At 49.3% G+C, this 22,585-nt stretch carries 20 protein-coding genes; 9 read left to right on the top strand and 11 right to left on the bottom strand.

The window, feature by feature from the left end:
- Positions 1–201: 201 nt before the first annotated feature.
- Positions 202–990 (top strand): GNAT family N-acetyltransferase, encoded by a 789-nt coding sequence (locus B9Y59_RS02530; RefSeq protein ID WP_085531609.1) that lies wholly within the window; start codon positions 202–204, stop codon positions 988–990.
- A gap of 248 nt (positions 991–1,238) precedes the next feature.
- Here B9Y59_RS02530 and B9Y59_RS02525 read toward each other — a convergent pair whose 3' ends face one another.
- Positions 1,239–1,424, bottom strand: coding sequence for a hypothetical protein (locus B9Y59_RS02525; RefSeq protein WP_242967192.1), 186 nt, complete (start codon positions 1,422–1,424; stop codon positions 1,239–1,241).
- A gap of 204 nt (positions 1,425–1,628) precedes the next feature.
- Between B9Y59_RS02525 and B9Y59_RS02520 the strand changes: the two genes are divergently transcribed.
- The 4 genes from B9Y59_RS02520 to gpmI all read left to right on the top strand — a co-directional run bounded on the left by B9Y59_RS02520 (position 1,629) and on the right by gpmI (position 5,912).
- The gene (locus B9Y59_RS02520) at positions 1,629–2,132 is read left to right on the top strand and encodes a tRNA (cytidine(34)-2'-O)-methyltransferase (RefSeq protein WP_054323525.1); all 504 of its coding nucleotides are present in this window, start codon (positions 1,629–1,631) and stop codon (positions 2,130–2,132) included.
- A 133-nt stretch (positions 2,133–2,265) separates the two neighbouring features.
- Positions 2,266–3,462, top strand: coding sequence for a phosphoglycerate kinase (locus tag B9Y59_RS02515; protein WP_054323524.1), 1,197 nt, complete (start codon positions 2,266–2,268; stop codon positions 3,460–3,462).
- 117 nt (positions 3,463–3,579) lie between these two features.
- Positions 3,580–4,350, top strand: coding sequence for a triose-phosphate isomerase (gene tpiA, locus B9Y59_RS02510; protein WP_054323523.1), 771 nt, complete (start codon positions 3,580–3,582; stop codon positions 4,348–4,350).
- Positions 4,351–4,391: 41 nt separating this feature from the next.
- Positions 4,392–5,912: a 2,3-bisphosphoglycerate-independent phosphoglycerate mutase gene (gpmI, locus tag B9Y59_RS02505; RefSeq protein WP_085531608.1), complete on the top strand. Its 1,521-nt coding sequence runs from the start codon at positions 4,392–4,394 to the stop codon at positions 5,910–5,912.
- A 201-nt stretch (positions 5,913–6,113) separates the two neighbouring features.
- Here the strand turns inward: gpmI and B9Y59_RS02500 are convergent, their stop codons facing one another.
- Positions 6,114–6,500 (bottom strand): desulfoferrodoxin family protein, encoded by a 387-nt coding sequence (locus tag B9Y59_RS02500; RefSeq protein ID WP_054323521.1) that lies wholly within the window; start codon positions 6,498–6,500, stop codon positions 6,114–6,116.
- Between the two features lie 331 nt (positions 6,501–6,831).
- Between B9Y59_RS02500 and B9Y59_RS02495 the strand changes: the two genes are divergently transcribed.
- A complete protein-coding gene (locus B9Y59_RS02495) occupies positions 6,832–8,451 on the top strand; it encodes a peptide ABC transporter substrate-binding protein (RefSeq protein WP_054323520.1) in 1,620 nt (539 codons plus the stop codon).
- Positions 8,452–8,996: 545 nt separating this feature from the next.
- On the opposite strand, the gene B9Y59_RS15630 is transcribed toward B9Y59_RS02495, so the two are convergent.
- Entirely contained in the window at positions 8,997–9,239 is a 243-nt protein-coding gene (locus B9Y59_RS15630; protein ID WP_158088922.1) for a hypothetical protein, read from the bottom strand.
- Here B9Y59_RS15630 and B9Y59_RS02485 point away from each other — a divergent pair.
- The 3 genes from B9Y59_RS02485 (at position 9,238) to B9Y59_RS02470 (ending at position 12,652) form a co-directional block, all read left to right on the top strand.
- Positions 9,238–9,609, top strand: coding sequence for a VOC family protein (locus B9Y59_RS02485; RefSeq protein WP_054323519.1), 372 nt, complete (start codon positions 9,238–9,240; stop codon positions 9,607–9,609). The two genes, B9Y59_RS15630 and B9Y59_RS02485, sit on opposite strands and share 2 nt — an antisense overlap.
- A gap of 247 nt (positions 9,610–9,856) precedes the next feature.
- Positions 9,857–10,411, top strand: a complete 555-nt coding sequence (locus B9Y59_RS02480) for a flavodoxin domain-containing protein (RefSeq protein WP_085531606.1) — start codon at positions 9,857–9,859, stop codon at positions 10,409–10,411.
- A 705-nt stretch (positions 10,412–11,116) separates the two neighbouring features.
- On the top strand, positions 11,117–12,652 hold the full coding sequence (locus tag B9Y59_RS02470) for an ABC-F family ATP-binding cassette domain-containing protein (protein WP_054323516.1): 1,536 nt from the start codon (positions 11,117–11,119) through the stop codon (positions 12,650–12,652).
- Between the two features lie 561 nt (positions 12,653–13,213).
- Here the strand turns inward: B9Y59_RS02470 and B9Y59_RS02465 are convergent.
- From B9Y59_RS02465 to B9Y59_RS02430, 8 genes are all read right to left on the bottom strand, one after another.
- Positions 13,214–14,008 carry a methyltransferase domain-containing protein gene (locus B9Y59_RS02465; protein ID WP_198945584.1) on the bottom strand — a complete coding sequence of 265 codons (795 nt, stop codon included), beginning with the start codon at positions 14,006–14,008 and terminating at the stop codon, positions 13,214–13,216.
- 151 nt (positions 14,009–14,159) lie between these two features.
- On the bottom strand, positions 14,160–14,591 hold the full coding sequence (locus B9Y59_RS02460; protein ID WP_054323515.1) for an ACT domain-containing protein: 432 nt from the start codon (positions 14,589–14,591) through the stop codon (positions 14,160–14,162).
- A 13-nt stretch (positions 14,592–14,604) separates the two neighbouring features.
- Positions 14,605–15,912 carry a phenylacetate--CoA ligase family protein gene (locus B9Y59_RS02455; RefSeq protein WP_085531602.1) on the bottom strand — a complete coding sequence of 436 codons (1,308 nt, stop codon included), beginning with the start codon at positions 15,910–15,912 and terminating at the stop codon, positions 14,605–14,607.
- 142 nt (positions 15,913–16,054) lie between these two features.
- Complete coding sequence (locus B9Y59_RS02450; protein WP_054323514.1) at positions 16,055–16,636, bottom strand: indolepyruvate oxidoreductase subunit beta; 582 nt, start codon at positions 16,634–16,636, stop codon at positions 16,055–16,057.
- A complete protein-coding gene (gene iorA, locus B9Y59_RS02445) occupies positions 16,633–18,375 on the bottom strand; it encodes an indolepyruvate ferredoxin oxidoreductase subunit alpha (protein ID WP_085531600.1) in 1,743 nt (580 codons plus the stop codon). Before iorA ends, B9Y59_RS02450 begins: the two co-directional genes overlap by 4 nt.
- Positions 18,376–18,438: 63 nt before the next feature.
- Positions 18,439–19,746 (bottom strand): phenylacetate--CoA ligase family protein, encoded by a 1,308-nt coding sequence (locus B9Y59_RS02440; RefSeq protein ID WP_085531598.1) that lies wholly within the window; start codon positions 19,744–19,746, stop codon positions 18,439–18,441.
- A gap of 269 nt (positions 19,747–20,015) precedes the next feature.
- On the bottom strand, positions 20,016–21,743 hold the full coding sequence (locus B9Y59_RS02435) for a sensor histidine kinase (RefSeq protein WP_143255213.1): 1,728 nt from the start codon (positions 21,741–21,743) through the stop codon (positions 20,016–20,018).
- A 77-nt stretch (positions 21,744–21,820) separates the two neighbouring features.
- Positions 21,821–22,507 carry a response regulator transcription factor gene (locus B9Y59_RS02430; protein ID WP_085531593.1) on the bottom strand — a complete coding sequence of 229 codons (687 nt, stop codon included), beginning with the start codon at positions 22,505–22,507 and terminating at the stop codon, positions 21,821–21,823.
- Positions 22,508–22,585 lie beyond the last annotated feature (78 nt).

The following is a 22,585-nucleotide window of genomic DNA, read 5'->3' as shown; positions in this document are numbered from 1 at the left end:
GTTCCGCAAGGCGTTCTGCGGGATCATGGAAGGCGTCTTTTTTCTCCCATAAAAGCGGATCTGACGATTACAATGGTATTCCTTTTGTTTTCTTGGTCCCGGAGTATCTCACGATCTTTTTCTTTCTGATGTTTTTTTGGGCGTTCCAAACAGCGGCGTTTTACATATTCTGTTAAAGAATTCTATTTGATTGGGAGGTTTATGATGATTCAAGTTCCCAAAGATAAAATGCACTGTATTGCCCCGCTGTTCTCCGCCTCGGATCATACGCTGATTCGTTCCTGTTTGGAAGGATGTATGGGAGATGCCTGGGCAGACCGCCTGGAAGCACCAACCGCAGCCAAAATTTGTACCACCGACTTTTGTTTTCTGTCCGGAAACCCTGATTCACCCGTAGCAGAAGAATTAGCCGCTGTTCTACCCGACGGTTATTCTCACCCATGGTGCTACATCATTCCTCTTCAAACAATTTGGGAGCCCGTAATAGAACATGTACATACTGGAAAACAATTCCCCGTGCAAAGATATTCCCTTTGCAAAGAAGCCACGGCCTTTCATCTGGATACTTTGCAACGCCAAGCTGTGCCGCCTCAGGGAAACTATCGAATCTCCCCCTTTGATCTCTCCACCTATTTAACGAGCCAAAAGGAGGAGTGGTCCTCCCATCTTTGCGCCTGGTTTCCCACGTATTCCGCTTTCCAGGAACACGGAATAGGAATCGCCGCCTACGATGGAAACCAACTTGTGTGTGGCGCTACTTCCCATTCCTATTATAAAGGTGGAATTGAGGTAGAGATTGATACAAAACCGTCATACCGGCGCAAAGGATTGGCAACTGCATGTGCTGCTACATTGATTTTAGAGTGCATACAGCGAGGGCTCTATCCCAGTTGGGATGCAGCCAATCGGGAATCCCTCTCCCTGGCTCAAAAGTTGGGCTACCATTTTCATCGGGAGTACAAAGCCTATCGGGTATCCACTTCTGTTTAAAAGCAGTCCCAACAATCTAAACAAGGAAGAAGAGGGTGTCCCAAAAGTCACAAAATGACTTAAGGATACCCTCTTCTTTTAGAAATTCAAACATTTTTAAATAGAAAGAGGATGTCCCCTTCCTTTGAATCGAACCATTCGCAGTTTGGGGACACCCTCTTTCCACTTTGTGTTCATGCGCTGTAAGAAATTCCATTCCAAACTTTACAAAGTAAATCAAAGGTACTTTTATGCCTGGAATACCATTCTTACGCCTTGAACATGTGTTCTACATTTTGCATTGCATTGCCGACTGCGTGCATAGCGCGGTGTGCGTCCCGGCGCAGGTGGCGGTTGTTCTTCATCATCTGGCTACCTACCGCTGCTACGGCAACACTGGCCACAATGCCTGCGCCGATTCCTTTGACAAAGCCCATCGTTTCCTTATACATCATATACGACCTCCAAATTGCATTCCATTTTTCCAATAATTCGATCAGGGAGTTTCCCCGCATTATTTTCCCCTCCTTGCGGTTGAATATCGGTTCCGTTTGCTTCCGGATTTTCTACATAATTTTGAGATTTTCGGCGATTGATGGTATAATGGCCATGCATAAAAACAAAACTGAAATCGGGCATATCCCGGGGGAGAATTACACATGGCAACACTGAACATTGTACTGGTCGAACCAGAAATACCGCAGAATACCGGCAACATTGCACGCACTTGTGCTGCAACCGGCGCTCGGCTGCACCTGGTCGGGCCCATGGGGTTCAAAATTGACGACCGAAAGCTCAAGCGTGCGGGTCTGGACTACTGGCATCTTTTGGACATCACCTATTACGATAGTCTTTCCGATTTTTTCAGCCAAAACAGCGGCAATTTTTTCTATTTTTCCACAAAGGCACAGCACATCCATTCCAATATTTCATACCCAGACGGCTGTTATCTGGTCTTTGGCAAGGAAACCGCCGGTCTGCCGGAAGAGCTTCTTTTGCAGCACCCGGAATCCTGCGTACGTATCCCTATGCTGAACAACCCGGACGCGCGCAGTCTAAACCTTTCGAATTCTGTAGCGATAGGCGTCTATGAAGTATTGCGGCAGTGGAATTATCCAAATCTCCTGTGCGCGGGGCAGCTGCACCGCCTCTCGTGGGATTGACAAAAGGCGCCGGAAAACGGCTGTACACCCCGCAAAAATCAGGCCTTCTCTCTTGAAAATAATTCCCATTTATTGTATACTGAAAAACAAGCGTAGGAGACTCTGAAAATTCAAATAAAGGAGCGCAAACGTTATGAATTACCTCAATAAAAAAACTGTCGAAGACATCGACGTAGCGGGCAAGAGAGTCCTCGTCCGCTGCGACTTTAACGTCCCCTTTGATGCAGAGGGCAATATCACCGATCCCAAGCGCATCAACGAGGCTATGAAGACCATCAAATATCTGGTTGACCATAAGGCAAAGGTGATCCTCTGCTCCCATCTGGGCCGCCCGAAGGGTGAGTTCAACATGAAGTATTCCCTGGCCCCGGTTGCGGAATATCTTTCCAAGGCACTCGGCCAGGAAGTCAAAATGGCAAAGGATGTTGTTGGCGAGAGCGCAAAGAGCATCGCTGCTTCCCTGAAGGACGGCGAAGTCGAGATGATCGAAAACGTCCGCTTCCACAAAGAAGAAGAAAAGAACGATCCGGCTTTTGCAAAGGATCTTGCTTCCTTGGCGGAAATTTATGTCAATGACGCATTCGGCACAGCGCACCGTGCGCATGCTTCGACCGCTGGCGTTGCCGACTACCTGCCGGCTGTCTGCGGCTATCTGATTCAGAAGGAAATCACCATCATGGGCGGCGCGCTCACCGAGCCGAAGCGCCCGTTTGTCGCTATTCTGGGCGGCGCGAAGGTTTCCGATAAGATCGGCGTAATCACCAACCTGCTGGACAAGGTGGACACCCTCATCATCGGTGGCGGCATGGCCTACACCTTCATGAATGCTCTGGGTTATTCCATCGGCACTTCCATCTGTGAGAGCGACAAGGTCGAACTCGCGAAGGATACGATGGCGAAGGCCAAGGAAAAGGGCGTCAAGTTCCTGATTCCGGTGGACAATATTGTCGGCTTGGAATATAAACCCGACACCGAGCACAAGCTTGTCGATTCCGATCGCATTCCGGACGGCTGGATGGGCCTGGACATTGGCCCCAAGACACGCGAGCTGTTCACAGAGGCTGTCAAGGGAGCTGGCACGGTGGTATGGAATGGCCCGATGGGTGTTTCCGAATGGGAAGCTTTTGCTGAGGGCACAATCGCTGTTGCAAGAGCCGTTGCAGAGAGTGGCGCGATTTCCATCATTGGTGGCGGCGATTCTGCTGCTGCAGTCGAGAAGCTCGGCTTCGCGGATAAGATGACCCATATCTCCACAGGCGGCGGCGCTTCCCTCGAGTTCCTGGAGGGCAAGGTTCTCCCAGGCATTGCCTGCTTGAACGATAAGGACTAATTTGAGCATCCGCGCCTTCGGCGGGGATTCCCGCCTGCCCGGGACGCTATGTTCCGGCTGTGCGGCCCCCTCCGGAGGTTTCTTTTTTGACTATCATATAAAAGGAGATAGACATCCATGAACAAAGCACTGAGAAAAGCCGTCATCGCCGGCAACTGGAAGATGAACAAGACCCCTGCTGAGGCAAAAGAGCTGATCGAAGCTATCAAGCCTCTGGTCGCTGATGCGGGTTGCGATGTGGTCGTTTGCGTTCCGTATGTGGACCTCGCCGCCGCTTTGGAGGCAACCGCTGGCACCAACATCGGTGTAGGCGCAGAAAACTGCCACTGGGAAGCTTCCGGCGCTTATACGGGAGAAATTTCTGCAAATATGTTGACCGCAATGGGTGTGAAATATGTCATCATCGGTCACAGCGAGCGCCGTACTTATTTTGGCGAGACGGATGTCACCGTTAATAAGCGCGTACGCGCCGCTTTGGACAATGGTTTGACCGTGATTCTCTGTGTCGGCGAGTACTTGGAACAGCGCGAGCAGGGCATCACTGCAGAGTTGGTTGCAATGCAGACCAAAATCGCTCTGCAAGGTGTGAGCAAGGACGAGCTCTCCCGCGTGATTATTGCATATGAACCGGTCTGGGCAATCGGAACCGGCAAAACTGCAACCGCAGAACAGGCCAACGAGGTCTGCGCGATCATCCGTGAAACCGTGAAGGGCCTCTACGACGAGGCAGCTGCAAACGGCATGACCATTCAGTACGGTGGGTCCATGAACGCCAAGAATGCAGCCGAGCTTTTGGCACAGCCCGATGTGGATGGCGGCCTGATCGGCGGCGCTTCCCTGAAACCCGCAGATTTCGCGGAGATTGTCAAGGCTGCTACCTTGGGCTAATTCCCTTGCAGTTTTGAAAAGAGTAGGAGATCGAATAACTCATGAGTAAAAAACCTCTGATTTTAATGATTTTGGACGGCTTTGGTATTGCTGGCGATTACGGCAACGCAATCAAAGCAGCCAATAAGCCTAATCTGGACCGTATCTTTGGCAGCAATCCGATTACACAGATCGGAGCATCCGGAATGGACGTTGGCCTGCCGGATGGACAGATGGGGAACTCCGAAGTCGGACACACCAACATTGGCGCCGGCCGTATTGTTTATCAGGAGCTGACCCGCATCACCAAGTCCATTCAAGATGGCAATTTCTTTGAAAATTCCGCTTTTATTTCTGCGGTGGACAATGCCATTGCGAAAAAGACCGCTCTGCATTTGATTGGGTTGTTGTCCGACGGCGGTGTGCACAGCCACAATTCCCATTTGTATGCATTGGTGGAACTCGCTAAGCGCCGTGGCCTGAAAAAGGTCTATATCCATGCTCTGCTTGACGGCCGCGATGTGCCGCCTTCCTCTGGTAAGGATTATGTGGCCGATTGTGCCGCAAAGCTCAAAGAGATCGGTGTCGGTGAGATTGCCACTGTGATGGGCCGTTACTACGCAATGGACCGCGACAACCGTTGGGAACGTGTTGAAAAAGCCTATGCCGCGATGGTATATGGAGAGGGCATCCAGTGCCCCGATCCGGTTCAGGCGGTGGAGGATTCCTATAAGGAAAATGTCACCGATGAGTTTGTAGTACCAACTGTTTGTGCACAGGGCGCAGAAATTGGTGCAGAAGATTCCATTATCTTCTTCAATTTCCGTCCGGATCGCGCGAGAGAGATTACTCGTACGTTTGTCGATCCGGAGTTTACAGGCTTTGAACGCAAAAAGGGCTTCTTCCCGGTTAAGTATGTCTGCATGACGCAGTACGATGCAACCATGCCAAACGTTCTTGTGGCCTTTAAGCCGCAGAGTTTGACGAATACTTTCGGCGAATACATCTCCGACAAGGGTTTGACACAGCTGCGTATTGCAGAGACAGAGAAATATGCCCATGTGACCTTTTTCTTCAATGGGGGCGTTGAAAAGCAATACCCGAATGAAGATCGCGTATTGGTCAACTCTCCGAAGGTGGCCACATATGATTTACAGCCAGAAATGAGCGCTTATGAGGTCACTGATAAACTGATTGAGCGCATCGAATCCGGCAAATATGATGTGATTATTTTGAATTATGCAAACTGCGATATGGTCGGCCATACCGGCGTTTTTGACGCCGCTAAGGCCGCTGTCGAGGCAGTCGATACCTGTGTGGGCCGCGTCCTTGACGCGATTGCAAAAATGAACGGTGTGGCGCTGATTACAGCGGACCATGGCAATGCGGACAAGATGTACGAGGAAGATGGCTCCCCGTTCACTGCGCATACTACCAACCCTGTTCCGTTCTGCGTAGTCGGCTATCCCTGCAAGAAGCTGCGCCAAGGCGGGCGCCTTGCCGACATTGCTCCCACTATGCTGCAGATTCTGGGTTTACCCCAGCCTGCGGAGATGGACGGCCGTTCTCTTATCGAGGAATAAACACGGCTGTTCCCGTTTATAGCGTTAGAGGGAACGGGAGGAAACAGGCTCCCGTTCCAAACTTGCGGAGAAGCAAGCATGCCGGGTGTTTTCTGGCATTGAATCTCCGCAATATATTCAATAATCCGTCCTCCAAATGAAAAAAGGCGTTTCCCAGCAGGGAAACGCCTTTTTTCTATATATGTATGGATCTCGGACGAATTATTTCATCTCGGTCTTCCATAGGCCGTGCAGATTGCAATATGCGTAGACAGCAATCAGCTCATCGTCCTGCAAGGCAAACGACACCGACGGCTTCTCGCCCGGCTTAATGACCTTGCGCTGTCCACCATGCGCTGTCTCCAGATATACCCAAGCGATGTAATGCTCTTCTGTAGACGGATGCTCTACGCTTCCTACATGGACATTTACAATATTTCCATCCACTTCAACAACCGGCAGGTGCTTCTCTGTTGCGCCCTCTGTGGTATTGGGAACCAATTCGCTCATCTTCTCCCCACAGCAAACCAGCGGCACACCAGCATTGTTAATCAATCCTACGATATTCCCACAATGCTTACAAATATAAAATTTTACTCTCTGGCTCATCTGTTTAACCTCCATTCAAGTTTTGGATTTCTTCCATTGTAATAAAAATTTCTCGCAGGATGCATGTTTCCTACACATTTATTATACCCTATGAAACGGGGGTTGTATAGGCGGGTTTCCATATTTTTCATGGGATTTTTTTAAATTCTTTAAAGTCGAATGATTGGCGTTTCATGCGATTGCGGAGGTTCTTTTCTATTCCGGCAAGATTCCCTCCCGTACATCCCAGTCCATAACAGGAAACTTACGATTCTATGACATTTCTGTATCCACATTGCATTGCCCCTGAAAAGATGCTAGAATAAATGAAAAAACCGGAAGGAGTGACGGAATGAGACGGTTTGCGGCAATTATTTTATGTGTGGTCCTGCTGCTCTCTCTGGCAGCATGCGAGGACAGCGAACCCAGCAATGCGAACAAGTCCTTCCAATATCACTTGGCTTCGGAACCAAAGACGCTCGACCCTCAAATCGCGGAAGATGAATCCGGCATTATATTGATTCAGGCACTCTTCGAAGGGTTGACTCGCCTGGATGCAGATGGCAATGCAGTTCCCGGTGTAGCAGAAAAATGGTCATCCAACACAGATTTTACTCAATTTACGTTTTATCTACGGGAGGATGCTGTTTGGAACGATGACGACAACACCCCTGTAACCGCGGATGATTTTGTTTATGCGTTTCAGCGTGCACTTGATCCTGCAACCAATTCATCCACATGTAGCCCTATGTTCTGTATCCAAAATGCACGCGCCATCCGGTCCGGCGAACTGCCGGTGGAGCAGCTGGGCGTTTCCGCGGTAGATGCCCGTACCCTCTCTGTGCAATTGGAATACTCGTGCGAGGATTTTCCCGTTCGAGCAGCATCGGCTGTATTTATGCCGTGCCATGAGGAATTCTTCCTTACAACCGGTGGACGCTATGGTTTGGAGCGTTCCACGATGTTGTGCAACGGACCATTTGCAATCGACGGCGCTTATGGCTGGGAGCACGGTTCCTATATCAACCTGCGCCGTTCTTCCAGTTACTCTGGCGACAGCAAACCTTTGCCCTCCGATATTAAATTTAGTATCGGAAACAAGAAGGTGGATGTTTCTGACCCTGTGGCCGCCCTTACGGATGGCACTGTAGATGCAATCGCCATGCCTTCAGAACTTGTGGAAGAGGCTGAAGATGCGGGCTGCACAGTGGTCGGCTTCGAAGATACAACCTGGGGATTGTGCTTCAATACACAAAATGAAGTTATGTGTAATCTCAATATCCGTAAGGCCTTTACACAAGCCTTTACCCGTGAAAAGGTACTCACACATCTCCCTAAAGGAACAACCGTTGCGGATTATATCATTCCGCCGGAAACCAAGCTATTCGGCCGGGATTATCGCCAACAGGTGGGAAATGAAACGTTCTATCCCCAACAAGATTCAACAGTAGCCCAGCTTTTGCTGGCCGGCCTACAGGAGTTAGGCTTAGAAGCACTGCCGAGTGTGACCATCCTCTGTTCGGATGACCCGGAAGTCAAGCTGATGGCCAATGAGATGCTGACGGAATGGAATGTTTTATTCGACAATTATTTCAACATGGAACCTCTCAGCGATAAAGAGCTGGCTTCCCGCATCGCAGCAGGAAGTTATCAGATTGCAATCTGTTCCATTACTCCGGAATCCTCCGGCCCTCTGGCTGTCCTCGATCTCTTCCGCAGCGACAATCCAAACAACCCGGCTGGCCTGCACTCTACAGGTTACGATGAAAATCTATCCAAGGCGGAAAATCAAAGTGGAGCGGAAGCGGCCGCCACCTGTGCAGCGATGGAGCGCTATCTCAACGAACAGTGCATCTTTTATCCTCTTTTCTATGAGAACCACTATTTTGCTTCTGCTCCTGGGGTGACCGGCATTGTTTATCACCCCTATGGCGGCGGTGTTGACTTCATCCATGCAGGAAAGGAAAGTTAAAGTGTGTTCGAGATCAGTAGAGTCCACTATTTGTAGACGGTAGTGATTTTAGATCTCTACTAAATTAAGCGAAAGTATCATGGTTGTTAGCTGAATTTTCCTATACAGGCAAGTAAGGCAGACTATCAAGACCATTATGACATGTATTTGCCTATATCTGATAGGCAAATACGGCTAACTAATATGATAATGGAGATACCCTTCCTATAAGTTGTTGATAGTTGTTCGTTTATATGGCCATCACAAATAAGCAAAAAACCGTTATAGCAAAGATAACCGGAATCAAATCACAACCACAGAACGATCGATGAGTCCTATCGCCTATGGAGTCGTAAATCGCTGTAAGGGGTCCGTCATGATCAGATGGCTATTGTAACGTCCTATTGCTCATATCGTACAAAAGCATCCTTTCTTGCGGCTTCTTTTGAATGGTTTTCTCTATAGATATATTTTAGGTAGCTGGCCTGTATAAAACCTACCTTTTAAGAACTGGGCATCCGATTCCAAAAGAAATGCATTGCAATTTTTGATTCGGCTTTATACGCTCATTTTGTGTTCAACGGCATTGGCACAATTGTTTCACATATCAATTGTGCCCCTTTGTCTGAAGGACCTCCTGCGGTTTTCATTTCGGTTCCAATGCTTTCCTTGTATTGTGTCTTTCTAAAAGCGGCCTTTCCGGATCGATAAACCCACAAGAAGTTGCTCTGCATAAGCTCTTTTTGCTTTTTCCTTGAGTAAACGTTCAAAATAAAACATAAGTACATGGGAAGGAGGATTCCATCCATGATAACCTCCTGTATAGCATTTTATCCTTGCCTAGACCTATCCGCAACCGAAGCATTTTATACGCAAGTGATCGGTCTGCGCACCGTGTTTGCCTCCGATACAGTGCGAATCTTTTACGCCAATGGCGGATCCTTCGGTTTTGTCGCCTATGGGGACGGTGAAATTCCCCACCGCCATCTCTGTTTATCGCTCAATTGTACAAATCGGGCCGATGTAGACGCCGAGTACCGCCGTATCTTAGCACTCGGTGTTCAGCCACAGAGTATCCCTGCCCAGCACCCCAGCCAGCCGGTCTATTCCTTCTTTTTGGAGGACCCAAATGGTTATACTGTGGAATTTCAAAAGATCGAAGGGATTTCCCTTCCTTGACACTCCCCTAGTCTAAAGCCGGGGATTCTCGGCTCAACGACCGTTTCCTTCAAATAGAACAGATGAACCAAAAAATGTGTGGCTTATGCCCCCGAAGCTAAAGCAAGGGGTATTACGCCACTATGTGATAAATGCGGATCATTTTTATACGCAAACGGAATGGCCCAACATTCCATTGTACATAGGGGCTTCTCGATATTAGGAAAAATACCCTCAAAAATTTCTATTCAAACAGCTGGGAGGCTACATGAAGACAATTGTTGTTTACGCATCAAAGTATGGTTCTACAGAGACCTATGCGCGCTGGATTGCAGAGGCGTTACATGCAGATCTTTATGCAGTCAAAGCGCTTTCTTCCAAAACACTGTCTCGCTATGACTGTATTCTCTACGGAGGTGGACTTTATGCAGGCGGTGTAAAGGGACTTTCCACTTTTTTAAAGAAGTATGCCTCTATTCTTCCGAAAACCTTCATCCTTTTTACCTGTGGGATTGCCGATCCTAACGACCCTGCCAATGTTCAGCACATCCGCAATTCATTAAAAAAGATTTTTCCGCCCGATTTAGAGGCAAAAACCGCCTTTTTTCATTTGCGCGGCAGACTGAATTATCGAAAATTGAGCGTTATACATCGCGCGATGATGGCTATGCTTCAACATATGCTTGCAAAAAAGGACCCGGCCACCCTGCGCGTAGAGGATCAACAGCTTTTGGACACCTACGGAAACGATGTAAATTTCATCGACCGCAGCACCATTCAACCGATCCTTTCTTTTGTTCAGGATGGTATAAATGCTAAATGATTTCTGTGATATAGAATTTTCTCATTGTCTACGAAACGGTCATAGAAGCTTTTGTAGTAGAGAAATGCCAACCTGTACGAAGCGAAAAAACGGAATCGCTGTATGAGAATCTTTGGCATGGCAAGTTCCATTGTATGATACAAACAAGGAGTAAGCGGTTCTCAAGGACGATGAATTTCGATCAATCAACATGGAGCGCCCTATATACTGAAAATGGCGACCATGTGGTTCTTCTATGAACAAGTGGTTTCTGGTAAAAGGCTTGAAGCGCTCAATTTCCTTTCGATTCTACCGCTTATATTTCCGAACACAGCAAGGATTGACAAGTCCCTTTCAATAGAATACAATAAAAGTGAAAAATCCCAAAGGAAGAATGAAGATGCACATTTATTTGACAGATCAACCACGTAGGCGAATCAACTCTGTACAATCAAAGCCGATGAAACATTGTACAGAGTCCAGCATATAACACGCTTTTAGATTTCATCGGAAAATAAGGTAACCCCGACAGGATTTCGCAGAAAAACAAGGGTTGCTTTATTTTCTTGTACTCTTTAGCGAATCTTGGGCTTTCAGGCTATGGACAATGTTTTGTCCATAGCCTTTTGTCATTTATCGCCAAATGTGGCTGAAAGGCAGAAGGTCGATACCTTGCGTATCGCTTTCTGCCTTTTTTATTATCACTGGAAAGGATTTTGATAAACCATGGGTTTACTAGAAATAAAAGGATTAACACACTCTTTTGGAGAGAATCTCTTATATCAGGATTCCAGCCTATCCCTAAATAAAGGCGAGCATATCGGAATTGTCGGTCAAAACGGCAGCGGCAAAAGCACCTTAATAAAGATTCTGACAGAACAGATCATTCCCGACAAGGGGCAAGTGATCTGGCAGCCTCACGTATCTGTAGGTTATCTTGACCAATACGCAGACATCGACCGCCATTTGACCATACGAACATTTTTAAAGTCGGCATTTTCAAACCTTTATGCGGTCGAACGTAAAATGATGCAGATATACGAATCGTTCGAGAATGGTCATTCCGACATGCAACTCTTGAACCAAGCTGCAGAGTATCAGGAACAGCTTGAAAACAGTGTGTTTTATCAGATTGATACACAGATCGAACAGGTTGCAAGTGGTTTAGGGCTTCTGACAATTGGTCTCGACCGGCCAATCGATAAAATCAGTGGAGGGCAACGGGCAAAGGTTATTCTGGCAAAACTTTTGCTTGAAAAACCAGACGTCCTACTGCTTGACGAACCTACCAACTTTTTGGACAAAGAGCATGTGGAGTGGCTTTCTACTTTGTTATCCAATTTAGAAACTGCCTTTTTCGTTGTATCGCACGACTATAATTTTCTGGACAAAGTTGCAAATAGAATCTGCGATATCGACCATAAGCGTTTCGTCAAATACTATGGGACCTATTCCGAGTTTTTCCGAAAGAAAGCGCTTATAAGAGAGGATTACATCCGTCAGTATTCTGCTCAGCAAAAGGAGATTCAAAAGACCGAGGAATTTATCCGCAAAAATATCGCTGGCAGAAAAGCAAAAATGGCAAGAGGCCGGCAAAAACAGCTCGATCGATTGGAGCGGTTGGAGGATTGCCGCCTGAAAGAAATCAAACCATTCTTTCGTTTCTCTGAACTCCCTTTGACAAATACAGAACATCTACTGGTAAAACAATTATCCGTCGGTTATCATTTTCCTGTTTTATCCAAGGTCGATTTTCGCATCGGCGGGGGGCAAAAAGTCGTTCTGACTGGATTTAATGGTATCGGAAAATCCACCTTGCTGAAAACTCTAACCGGCCAAATTCCCGCAATGGGAGGAACCTATAAATTTTCTGAACAAGTCACAACCGGCTACTTTGAGCAGGATCTTATATGGCGCGATGGGGATGAGACTCCACTACAAATCGTTTCAGAGGCTTACCCTCAAATGGCAACAAAAGAGGTCCGCAAACATTTGGCCTGCTGTGGTATCTCCAGTAAACATGCAATGCAGGCGATCCGTACACTCAGCGGCGGTGAACAGGCAAAAGTAAAAATATGTTTACTCACCCTAACGCCGTGCAATTTTTTAATACTGGACGAACCTACGAATCATTTGGATATACAGGCAAAAGAATCGCTAAAAAAGGCGCTTTGTGAATTTTCAGGGACAGTGTTGCTGGTATCACATGAGGAAGCCTTTTACAAAGATTGGGTGCAAAAGATCATCTCTATCGGGACATAACTTCTCATAGAATTTTAAAATGCTTCTATAAGCAACACGCAAAATACTATTACATAGTAAAATTGTAATCTCATTCTCCGGCACAAGCCGTACTTTTCAAAAGCATTGCGAGTGTTTCTCCTAAAAAATCGATCTTCCATACGAAAAAGAACGTTACAGCCTCTTGGAATTCTCCCAAATGAAGATTTCACAAACCCTGTAAGGACCTCATGCCAATATACCTTTTTCAAAAATGGCACGAAATCTTCTTCAACTTGCCCCACAACCTGCAAAGGGGCATTTCATGCGCCAACAGAAGCACTCTGGGGTGAGTAGATCGTTGTCCATTTCCCTCTTCGTTCTCGATCGAAAGCCCACTTATCCCCCTCCTACCGCCGAGAGATTCCCTTTTTGCGACAGCTTATCATAGAAAATGGAGGGAGTGGTATCTGGGCCGCTCCCTCCATTCTATCATGGTTTCAATCGTAAAAATTGTTTGATGTTTTGCATACCAATAAAAATTTTATCACTCTTTTAGTCGATTACAGTATGGAGCAAGTGGCATGCCATCTATAAAGATAATTATTCTTCATGAGAACTTATATGCGGTTTCTGTGCTAGGAAGAAGAGCCTTGGAAAACGAAACAAAATCTCCCCGTTTTTTTGTTTGGGATAGCATTCTTCCAGCCGGGCCAAAATTTCCAATTCCAACTGTTCAGCCTCACGGGCGGGCAAAACTTGTAGGTATGGCCGCAACCCGGTTCCACGATACCATTCCAAAATGGAACGGTGTGAGGGCATACGGTGATAATATACAGTCTCCCACAGGGTATATTGGTCTGTCCAACCGGCCAGTATAGCCGCATACTCCTCCGGTTGCAGCTGGAAAAAGACGCGCGTCTCCGGGAAAAAGGATTTCCATCGTGGGCTGGATATACATTCCTGTATAATCTGATGAATCGGCTCTCGATTGTTCATCGGAACCTGTACTGCCAATATTCCACCAGGATTTAACCTGTCCATAAACCGCCCCAACAAGGCTGGATGATCGGGAATCCACTGAATGCAGGCATTGGAAAAAATCACATCGAATGAGGGCCCCAAGCCTTCCAAATCCTGGGATGCATCCCACTGCATAAATTGCAATGCAGGGTGCTGCTCTTTTGCCACCTCAATCATCTCCAAAGAACGGTCAATCCCTAAAACACGTGCGCCGGGAAGCCGTTCCGCGAGCACTTTTGTACTATTTCCTGGACCGCATCCCACATCCAAAACCCGATCCACGGCTTTTTGTGGGATTCGGTTGGCTAAATCGATGGCAGGCTGGGTGCGTTCTTTTTCAAACTGTAAATACTGCTCTGGATTCCAATACATCATGATCCTCCCTTAAAAACAAACATGTCCACTTGGCCGAAGATTTCTCTGATAATATTCCCATTTTGTTCCCAAATCTTCTACCTTCTTATGAAACAGAAACGGACGGGAAAGGCCTTCCCGTCCGCTCCAATTTGTATAAAATCGTTCTACATTACATTCCGTAGATTTCTTCCGCGCTCAGGATGGTGATTTGATGCTCCTTGAGCACTGCAACTGCGCGTTCACTGTCATCTACACGGAGAATGACAAACGCTTTACCGTGCTCACGGCTGATAAAGGCATACATATATTCCACGCCAATTTTATTGTCCGCCAATACGCGCAGCGCCTTGGCAAACTCGCCTGGCTGGTCGTCGATTCCCATCGCAATGACACTGGTGAGGGAAGCCGTCAGACCTGCTGCCTTTAGAGCCTCCACTGCCTCTTTCGGCTTATCAACGATCAAGCGCAAAATGCCGAAATCGCTGGTATCCGCAATGGAAACGGCGCGAATATCCACCTTTGCTGCGGCAAGCGCCTCTGTGATCTCCGCAAGGCGGCCGGACTTATTTTCCACAAAAATTGAAATCTGCTGGATCTGCATACCGATTCCTCCTTTATAATTTGGTCCGATTGTCGATCACACGCTTGGCTTTTCCTTCTGTACGCGGGATCGATTTGGGTTCGAGCAAGCGGACCTTCGCTGCGATGTTCAGGGTAGATTGCAGGGCGTTGGCAATCTTGTGTTCGACGCCTTCCAAACTGCGAACCGTATCTCCAAACATGTCGGGAGTCATCTCGACCTGTACCTCCATGGTATCCAGGTTGTTGATCCGGTCCACAACAATCTGATAGCTGGGCGCCATTCCCAGCTCCAAGAGTACGCTCTCCACCTGGGATGGGAATACATTGATTCCACGGATAATCAGCATGTCGTCCGTACGGCCGCGCGGCTTGCCCATCCGAACCAGCGTACGTCCGCAGGCGCACACCTCGTGGTTCAACGTACAGATGTCCCTTGTCCGATAACGGATCAGCGGCAGTGCTTCCTTGCCGATGCAGGTGAACACAAGCTCGCCGTACTCTCCATCGGGCAATTGCGCCCCCGTCTCCGGATCGATGATCTCTGGATAGAACATGTCTTCATTCACATGCATCCCCGCCTGCATTTGGCATTCACAGGACACGCCGGGACCGGCAATCTCAGAAAGGCCATAAATGTCATATGCGCGGATCGCAAGCAAGCGCTCGATCTCGCGGCGCATCTCTTCCGTCCAGGGTTCTGCCCCAAAAATACCCGCACGAAGCTTAAGCGTTTTGGGGTCAATCCCCATATCGCGTACGGTCTCGCCGATATACATGGCATATGAGGGCGTACAGCACAAAATATCCGAACCATAGTCCTGCATAATTTGAACCTGGCGCTTTGTATTGCCCGTCGAAACAGGAATGGCGGTCGCTCCCAATTTTTCCGCTCCATAATGCAGGCCCATGCCGCCGGTAAACAGACCGTATCCATAGGAGACATGAACATAGTCTGAACGCGTTCCTCCCACCGCAACAATGCTGCGGGCTGCACTACGCGCCCACACATCGATGTCGTGTTTCGTATAACCTACGACAGTCTGTTTGCCCGTTGTTCCGGACGACGCATGAATACGAACCAACTGCTCCTTTGGCACGGCAAACATACCAAAGGGATAATGATCGCGCAGATCGTCCTTGTAGGTAAACGGAAGCTTTTTGACATCCTCAATCGATTGGATGTCCCCCGGCAGCAGCCCGATTTCATCGAAGCGCTTCTTGTACAACGGCACATGGTTATAGGCATGCTCAACCATTTTCACCAATTTTTTGGACTGGATGTAATGCATGACTTCCCGCGAAGCACACTCGATCTCCGGCTCGAAGTAATTCCCCTGCATTTGTCTATCCCCTTTCCATTGCAACTCATTTCATTGCTCTTCCTTTTTGTGTAAATCCATATCAATATCTACACATTTATCCTGAGCCAATCAGTTCCCCAATGTGTTTATTCTGTCCCGAGGACAACACCATTTCTTGCGTTTATATGTCCGCGTTATACCCCAACTCGAACGCCTTGAGGTTCATATCGATGAATTTAGGCGGGACGGTCTCCTGAATTGTGTCAATCCAGACCTCCTTGGGCAGATCCAGCTTTTTCGCCATGGCCCCGATCAAAACCACATTGACCGCCTTGGCCGATCCCGCCTGCTCCGCCATTCCCAGCGCGTCCAGGGCAACCATCTTGACGCCTTGCTCCTGCACCTTGCCCAAAATATCCTTGGGATATTCGGCCACACCTGTGACGACGGGCATTGGGTCCATCTGCTGGGTATTCACAATCACAGTACCATCGGGCTTCAGCCACGGCAAATAACGCGCTGCCTCCAGGGCTTCGAAAGCAAGCAGGACATCCGCTTCGCCCTGTGCGATAATCGGTGAATACACCTTGTCGCCATAGCGCACGTAAGTCACTACAGACCCACCGCGCTGGCTCATTCCGTGTACCTCCGAAACTTTTACGTCAACTCCTTGACTCAACATGGCGCTGCCCAAAACACGGCTCGCCAAGAGCGTTCCCTGTCCGCCGACACCGACAATCATGACACTTTTTACGTTGCTCATGCCTGTACCTCCTGTTCTGTGATCGCACTCTTCGGGCACAGAGTGGTACATACGCCGCACCCCACACATTGCGTGCGGTCAATTGCAGCTTTGCCGCCGTGCACACTGATAGCCGGACAGCCAATGCCCAAGCACGCCTTACACCCGATACACTTTTCGGTATCCACAACCAGCGACGGCTTGTGCTTTACGTATTTCAGCAACGCACATGGACGGCGGCTGATAATGACAGAGGGCTCCTCTGCTGCAAGCTCCTCTTTGAGAACCGCCTGCACCTCTTTGAGATCGTACGGGTCGCAGACGCGCACCCGGTTGATGCCGACAGCCTTACAGAGCGCTTCCAGATCCACCGCTGTAGTGGGGTCCCCTTTAATATTATATCCCGTAGTTGGATTCTGCTGATGGCCCGTCATGCCGGTGATCGAGTTGTCAAGGATGATGACCACCGAATTGCTCTTGTTGTAAGCAATATCGATCAATCCTGTAATTCCAGAGTGAATAAAGGTGGAATCGCCGATCACCGCCACGCTCTTCTGCTCGGCCTCTTTTCCGCGCGCCTTGTTGTAACCGTGCAGAGCGGAAACAGAAGCACCCATGCACACACAGGTATCAATCGCGCTCAGCGGAGCAGACGCTCCAAGGGTATAGCAGCCAATGTCGCCACTGACATAGACCTTTGCCTTTTTCAAGGCATAGAACAAGCCCCTGTGCGGACATCCACAGCACATAACCGGAGGACGTCCCGGCGTCTCCACATCGACCTTCTTGCTCTCCGGAACCTTGCCCAACATGCATTTGCGGATGACGTTCTGAGAGAACTCATCACAGCGCGGGAACACATCTTTCCCGTGCACTTCGATTCCATTTTTTTTACAGAATGACTCGATGACATCGTCGAGCTCTTCGATCACATAGAGCTTCTTGACTTTTGCAGCCAGCTCTCGGATCTTCTTCAGAGGCAGTGGGTGCACCATGCCCAACTTCAAATAGGACACCGTGTCTCCCAGCGCTTCTTTCGCATACTGGTACACTGCGCCAGAGGCGATCACACCAATCTCCGCATGATTGTCCTCCAACACATTGATGTCCGCCTCATCCGCCCATGCGGCTAGCTCCTGCATGCGCTCCTCTACTTTATAATGTTTCGGTTTTGCAAAAGCAGGCAGCATGACATTTTTGGCAGGGTTCTTCTCGTAGGGCTTGAGTTCATGCTCTTCGCGTTCATGTAACTCCACCGGGCTGCGGCTGTGTGCGACGCGCGTCGTCAACCGCAGAATCACCGGCGTATCAAACTGCTCCGAAAGTTCATAAGCCAGCTTTGTAAAATCCCGGCATTCCGCAGAATCGGCGGGTTCCAACATCGGCAACTTGGCTGCAATCGCATAATTGCGGGAATCCTGCTCATTCTGGGAGGAATGCAGGCCGGGATCGTCCGCTACACCGAACACCATGCCGCCGTTCACACCGATATAGCTCATGGTAAAGAGCGGATCTGCGGCGACATTCAGGCCGACGTGCTTCTGCGCACAAAAGGATCTCGCCCCGGCAAAACTTGCGCCCGCTGCCACCTCTGCCGCAACCTTTTCATTTGACGCCCACTCGCAGTAAATTTCATCGTATGTAGCCGCTGTCTCGGTAATCTCCGTACTGGGGGTGCCAGGATAGCTGGACACCACCCGCACACCGGCTTCATACAGGCCGCGCGCGACCGCTTCATTTCCCAACAATAACTTTTTCATTGTACCTCTCCTATATATCAGACCTATCCGCCACGTCGGCGGACGAATTCCCAGTGATAGGGGTTATTCCTCCGGTTCATTGCGCAGGTCGAGAATGCGCTTTGCCTTGCCCTGGAAACGCTCCAAACTCTTGGGTTCCGCTAAGGTAACCTTGGTTTCCAGTCCAAGGACACTCTTTAAGCGGTCGTGAATCTTATGCTGCACTGCTTCCAATTCGCCGTAGCTCTGTAACAATTCGCCGTTGTTGAGTTCGACTTTGACTTCCAGAGTGTCCAAGAAATTCTTTTTGCGCACGATTAATTGATAATGCGGGCCTACATGCTCCATTCCCACCAAAACACTTTCGATCTGGGAAGGGAACACATTGACGCCCTTGATAATCAACATATCGTCTGTGCGCCCCATCACCTTATCCATACGCGCATGTGTGCGCCCACATGCGCACGGCTCGTAATTGATACGGGTGATGTCCTTGGTACGGTAACGCAGGACTGGCATTCCCTCGCGCGAAAGGGTGGTCACCACCAATTCGCCCACCTCGCCCGGCGCTTTATGTTCCAAGGTATCCTGATCGATAATCTCCGGCAGGAAGTGATCCTCTGCGAAATGCAATCCACAGCGCAGTTCGCACTCGCCAGATACGCCCGGACCTCCCAACTCTGTCATCCCGTAGTTGTCAGTCACAAACATATGTAAATTCTTTTCAATTTGCGTACGCATCTCTTCTGTGCAGCCTTCAGAGCCCAACAAGCCAATGCGAAGCTTGTAAGCGCTGGACGGATATGGGGACTCCTTCACCATTTCGCCCAGATAGAGCGCATAAGAAGGAGTTGCTACCAACCCTGTAACACCAAAATCACGGAACATCATCAGCTGTTTCTGTGTATTTCCAGAAGAGGCCGGAATGACCGTTGCACCCAACTTTTCCAAGCCATAGTGCAGGCCAAGCGCCCCGGTAAACAGCCCATACCCAAACGAAATCTGGATAATATCCTCATTCGTCACACCGGATGCCGCACCGATACGGGCAATCAACTCTGCCCAAGTGTCAATATCCTTCTGGGTATACACGCCGACTGTAGGCTTTCCTGTGGTCCCTGACGACGCATGAATACGCACGACATCTTTCATCGGGCACGCCATCATGCCAAAGGGGTAATTATCGCGGATATCGTCCTTTGTTGTAAAGGGGATATACTGAATATCCGAAAGGGTTTTTATCTTATCGCCGGTCACCCCGGCTGCCTGTAAGCGCTCATGATAGAACGGAATATTGTTGTAGCAGTAATCCACCATTTTCTTCAGCTTTTGCAGCTGTAGCGCCTCAATGTCTGCACGGCGCATAGTTTCCACGTCTTTTTGATAGAACATGGATCGGGTACACCTCCACACCACAGCCGCTCCAGAAAACGGTCAGGAAAATACAATCCTACTTGTTTCAGGCGATGCTGTAAAATTTACCGCACCAAAGTCCAGCTCTGGTGCGGTTGTCTTTTTGTTATTTTAACTCTTTTTGTGTCGAATTGCAACCTGCTTTTTGTGGAAGCCATACGGATTCGAGCAATCTGTGCAGTTTCTTTAACGCTTTTTGGTGATATAGTACAAAAGCACATCCATATGCCGGTAAAGAATCCAATTTTTTATTTTTCTTTCGGCGCCAAGGGTAGACAAACCGTAAACGTCGTCCCCTTTCCGGGCTCACTCTCCACACCGATTTCTCCACCATACAGCGCTACCAGATGCTTGACAATCGAAAGTCCCAGCCCCGTTCCTCCAATCTCACGAGAACGGCTGGTATCCACACGATAAAATCGTTCAAATAAACGTGGGAAATGCTCCTTCGCAATCCCAATCCCCGTATCCTTGACTCGCACCACGGCGGTCTGCCGCTGCCGCTGTGCCGTGATAAACACGCTTCCATCCTTTACATTGTATTTGACAGCATTGTCAATCAGGTTGCCAAAGAGCTGTTGTAGACGCGTTGGCGTACAGGCGACAAAGAGCTCCGAATCGGCGTCAATATGCATGCGAATGTGGTTCTCCTGCCCCAACGATTTTGCCCTCTCTACACAATGTTCCAATGCCTCCTTGACATTGCACGGGCGCATAGATGGATCTTCTTTGGCGTTTTCAATCTGTGAGAGAACCAAAAGATCGTCGATCAGGTGGGTCAGACGTTCGGTTTCAATGTCCAATACATCGTAAAAATACCGGCGCGTTTCCTCATCGCGGTCTGCGCTTTTGAGAAGCTCGATACTCCCGCGAATGGAGGTCAACGGTGTTTTTAATTCATGGGTCACATTGGAGACAAACTCACTGCGCAGCTGTTCCAGCCGGCGGATGCGCGTCACATCGGAAACCACTGCCAGCGCCGCTCCGGTGGGTTGGGCCTCCATTGGGGCAGCATAGACCGTATAGCGTTTCTCCTCAGGCAAATTGGTCAGCTCGTCGTTGACCGGCTCTCCAGCCTGCATCGCATCTCTCAACAGTGCGGAAATCTTGGTTAGCACCAGACTTCCCTCCAAATGATCGCCAGCCTGCATGGAGGGGCAGTGCAGCAAGCTGCGCGCACTCTGGTTGAGAAAAAGCACATTGCCCCCCTCATCCACAGCTAGGACCCCGTCATTCATTCCCTGTAAAACGCCCTCCAACTGTTCCTGTTTGGTGCGGAGCAGGCTCACCGCGTGTTCTGTGCTGTCTGCCATCTGGTTGAACGCCTGTGCCAGTTCAGCAAATTCGTCGCTGAATGTTCCCTCAACCCGGCTGGAGTATTCCCCTGCGGCCAAACGACGCGCAGCAAGGCTCATCCGCCGGACCGGCTCTCCAATCCACGATACAAACAAGCCGGATGCCACACAGACCATGACAATCCCAAACAGCATGCCGAGTGCTGCATCCAGCCACATCTGCTGGATGGTATCCTGTAACGCTCCCATCGGCAATGCGGCCCGCAGGTAATACTGTCCCACACGGCGCGCTTCATAATAATAGGGGATTCCCATGCTGGCGCTGCTGCGCGTATCGTAGCCGACCCCCTTCTCTCGTGCTTCCACAATTTCCGGACGGTTGGCATGATTTTCGGTGATCTCCTTGTCCTCGCTATCGCCCAACACATGGCCCTCTTCGTCCAGTATGGTGATCCGAATGGGCTGGCCAGCCGCCTTCAGCGCCTCTCCCAGCTCATAGGACACCTTTCCCGGATTTTCCAAAGCCTCCGACTGTGTGGACAGCACCGCCAAGGCCGTGTCCAACTGCTTGGTAAACTCCTTTTCATATTGTCCCTGCACCAGAAGTGTTGCCGTCAAAAAGGCGGCACAAAACCCCACTATAATGATAGCGATGTTGCACAACATCATCCGCTTCCTCATTCGGCTGCCCCTCTCTTGTATTTTTCCAGGAACGTGTAAAAAAAGCGGCATACCCGCAAGGGCATGCCCTGTACAACTTACTCTGTAAACCGGTATCCCACACCGCGGACGGTCTGAATCAATGCCGGATGATCGGGATCGTCCTCCACCTTCTGACGCAAGTATCGCACGTGTACATCCACTGTCCTTGTATCGCCAAAATACTCGACGCCCCAAACTTTATCAAGCAGACTGTCGCGTGTGAGCACTTTTCCACGGTTTTTCATCAACATCACAAGCAGATCAAATTCTTTGGCCGTCAGTTCTATTTTGGCATCATTTTTCGTAACCATGTGGCGTGCAATGTCGACCTGTAGGGAACCCGCCTCCAACCGCTGCTCCGGCTCCTGCGCCCGCTCGGTACGGCGCAACACAGCACGTACACGCGCACAGAGCTCCTTGATTCCAAAAGGCTTCACAATGTAGTCATCCGCTCCCAGTTCCAACCCTAGAACCTTGTCAATCTCTTCGCCGCGTGCCGTCAACATCAGGATGGGAATGTCCCGTGTATCCGCGCTGGCACGCAGCGTCCGGCACACTGCCAGACCGTCCGGCGGCGGCATCATCCAATCCAGGATCACGGCATCCGGCTTGCGCGCCTTAATACCAGCAAGAAGTGTCTCGCCATCTGCGAATTCAGCCGACTCAAATCCGCTGTCCTTCAGGCCAAACGCCACCAGACGGCGAATATTGGGTTCGTCGTCTGCAATATATACCAAAGGCATAAATGCCCCTCTCTTTCTCGCACTCTTTCCTCACGGTAATTCTATGTACAGACGGACAGGAGCGCCCGCCGCCCGTCA

Source organism: Anaeromassilibacillus sp. Marseille-P3371 (assembly GCF_900169665.1).
Taxonomy (GTDB): domain Bacteria; phylum Bacillota; class Clostridia; order Oscillospirales; family Acutalibacteraceae; genus Anaeromassilibacillus.
This window is presented reverse-complemented; position numbering and strand designations above follow the sequence as displayed.

Bases quoted from the DNA above. Each gene is read 5' to 3' on its own strand.
- B9Y59_RS02530 (WP_085531609.1), top strand. From the start codon at position 202: ATGATGATTCAAGTTCCCAAAGATAAAATGCACTGTATTGCCCCGCTG.
- B9Y59_RS02525 (WP_242967192.1), bottom strand. From the start codon at position 1,424: ATGATGTATAAGGAAACGATGGGCTTTGTCAAAGGAATCGGCGCAGGC.
- B9Y59_RS02520 (WP_054323525.1), top strand. From the start codon at position 1,629: ATGGCAACACTGAACATTGTACTGGTCGAACCAGAAATACCGCAGAAT.
- B9Y59_RS02515 (WP_054323524.1), top strand. From the start codon at position 2,266: ATGAATTACCTCAATAAAAAAACTGTCGAAGACATCGACGTAGCGGGC.
- tpiA (WP_054323523.1), top strand. From the start codon at position 3,580: ATGAACAAAGCACTGAGAAAAGCCGTCATCGCCGGCAACTGGAAGATG.
- gpmI (WP_085531608.1), top strand. From the start codon at position 4,392: ATGAGTAAAAAACCTCTGATTTTAATGATTTTGGACGGCTTTGGTATT.
- B9Y59_RS02500 (WP_054323521.1), bottom strand. From the start codon at position 6,500: ATGAGCCAGAGAGTAAAATTTTATATTTGTAAGCATTGTGGGAATATC.
- B9Y59_RS02495 (WP_054323520.1), top strand. From the start codon at position 6,832: ATGAGACGGTTTGCGGCAATTATTTTATGTGTGGTCCTGCTGCTCTCT.
- B9Y59_RS02485 (WP_054323519.1), top strand. From the start codon at position 9,238: ATGATAACCTCCTGTATAGCATTTTATCCTTGCCTAGACCTATCCGCA.
- B9Y59_RS15630 (WP_158088922.1), bottom strand. From the start codon at position 9,239: ATGGATGGAATCCTCCTTCCCATGTACTTATGTTTTATTTTGAACGTT.
- B9Y59_RS02480 (WP_085531606.1), top strand. From the start codon at position 9,857: ATGAAGACAATTGTTGTTTACGCATCAAAGTATGGTTCTACAGAGACC.
- B9Y59_RS02470 (WP_054323516.1), top strand. From the start codon at position 11,117: ATGGGTTTACTAGAAATAAAAGGATTAACACACTCTTTTGGAGAGAAT.
- B9Y59_RS02465 (WP_198945584.1), bottom strand. From the start codon at position 14,008: ATGATGTATTGGAATCCAGAGCAGTATTTACAGTTTGAAAAAGAACGC.
- B9Y59_RS02460 (WP_054323515.1), bottom strand. From the start codon at position 14,591: ATGCAGATCCAGCAGATTTCAATTTTTGTGGAAAATAAGTCCGGCCGC.
- B9Y59_RS02455 (WP_085531602.1), bottom strand. From the start codon at position 15,912: ATGCAGGGGAATTACTTCGAGCCGGAGATCGAGTGTGCTTCGCGGGAA.
- B9Y59_RS02450 (WP_054323514.1), bottom strand. From the start codon at position 16,636: ATGAGCAACGTAAAAAGTGTCATGATTGTCGGTGTCGGCGGACAGGGA.
- iorA (WP_085531600.1), bottom strand. From the start codon at position 18,375: ATGAAAAAGTTATTGTTGGGAAATGAAGCGGTCGCGCGCGGCCTGTAT.
- B9Y59_RS02440 (WP_085531598.1), bottom strand. From the start codon at position 19,746: ATGTTCTATCAAAAAGACGTGGAAACTATGCGCCGTGCAGACATTGAG.
- B9Y59_RS02435 (WP_143255213.1), bottom strand. From the start codon at position 21,743: ATGAGGAAGCGGATGATGTTGTGCAACATCGCTATCATTATAGTGGGG.
- B9Y59_RS02430 (WP_085531593.1), bottom strand. From the start codon at position 22,507: ATGCCTTTGGTATATATTGCAGACGACGAACCCAATATTCGCCGTCTG.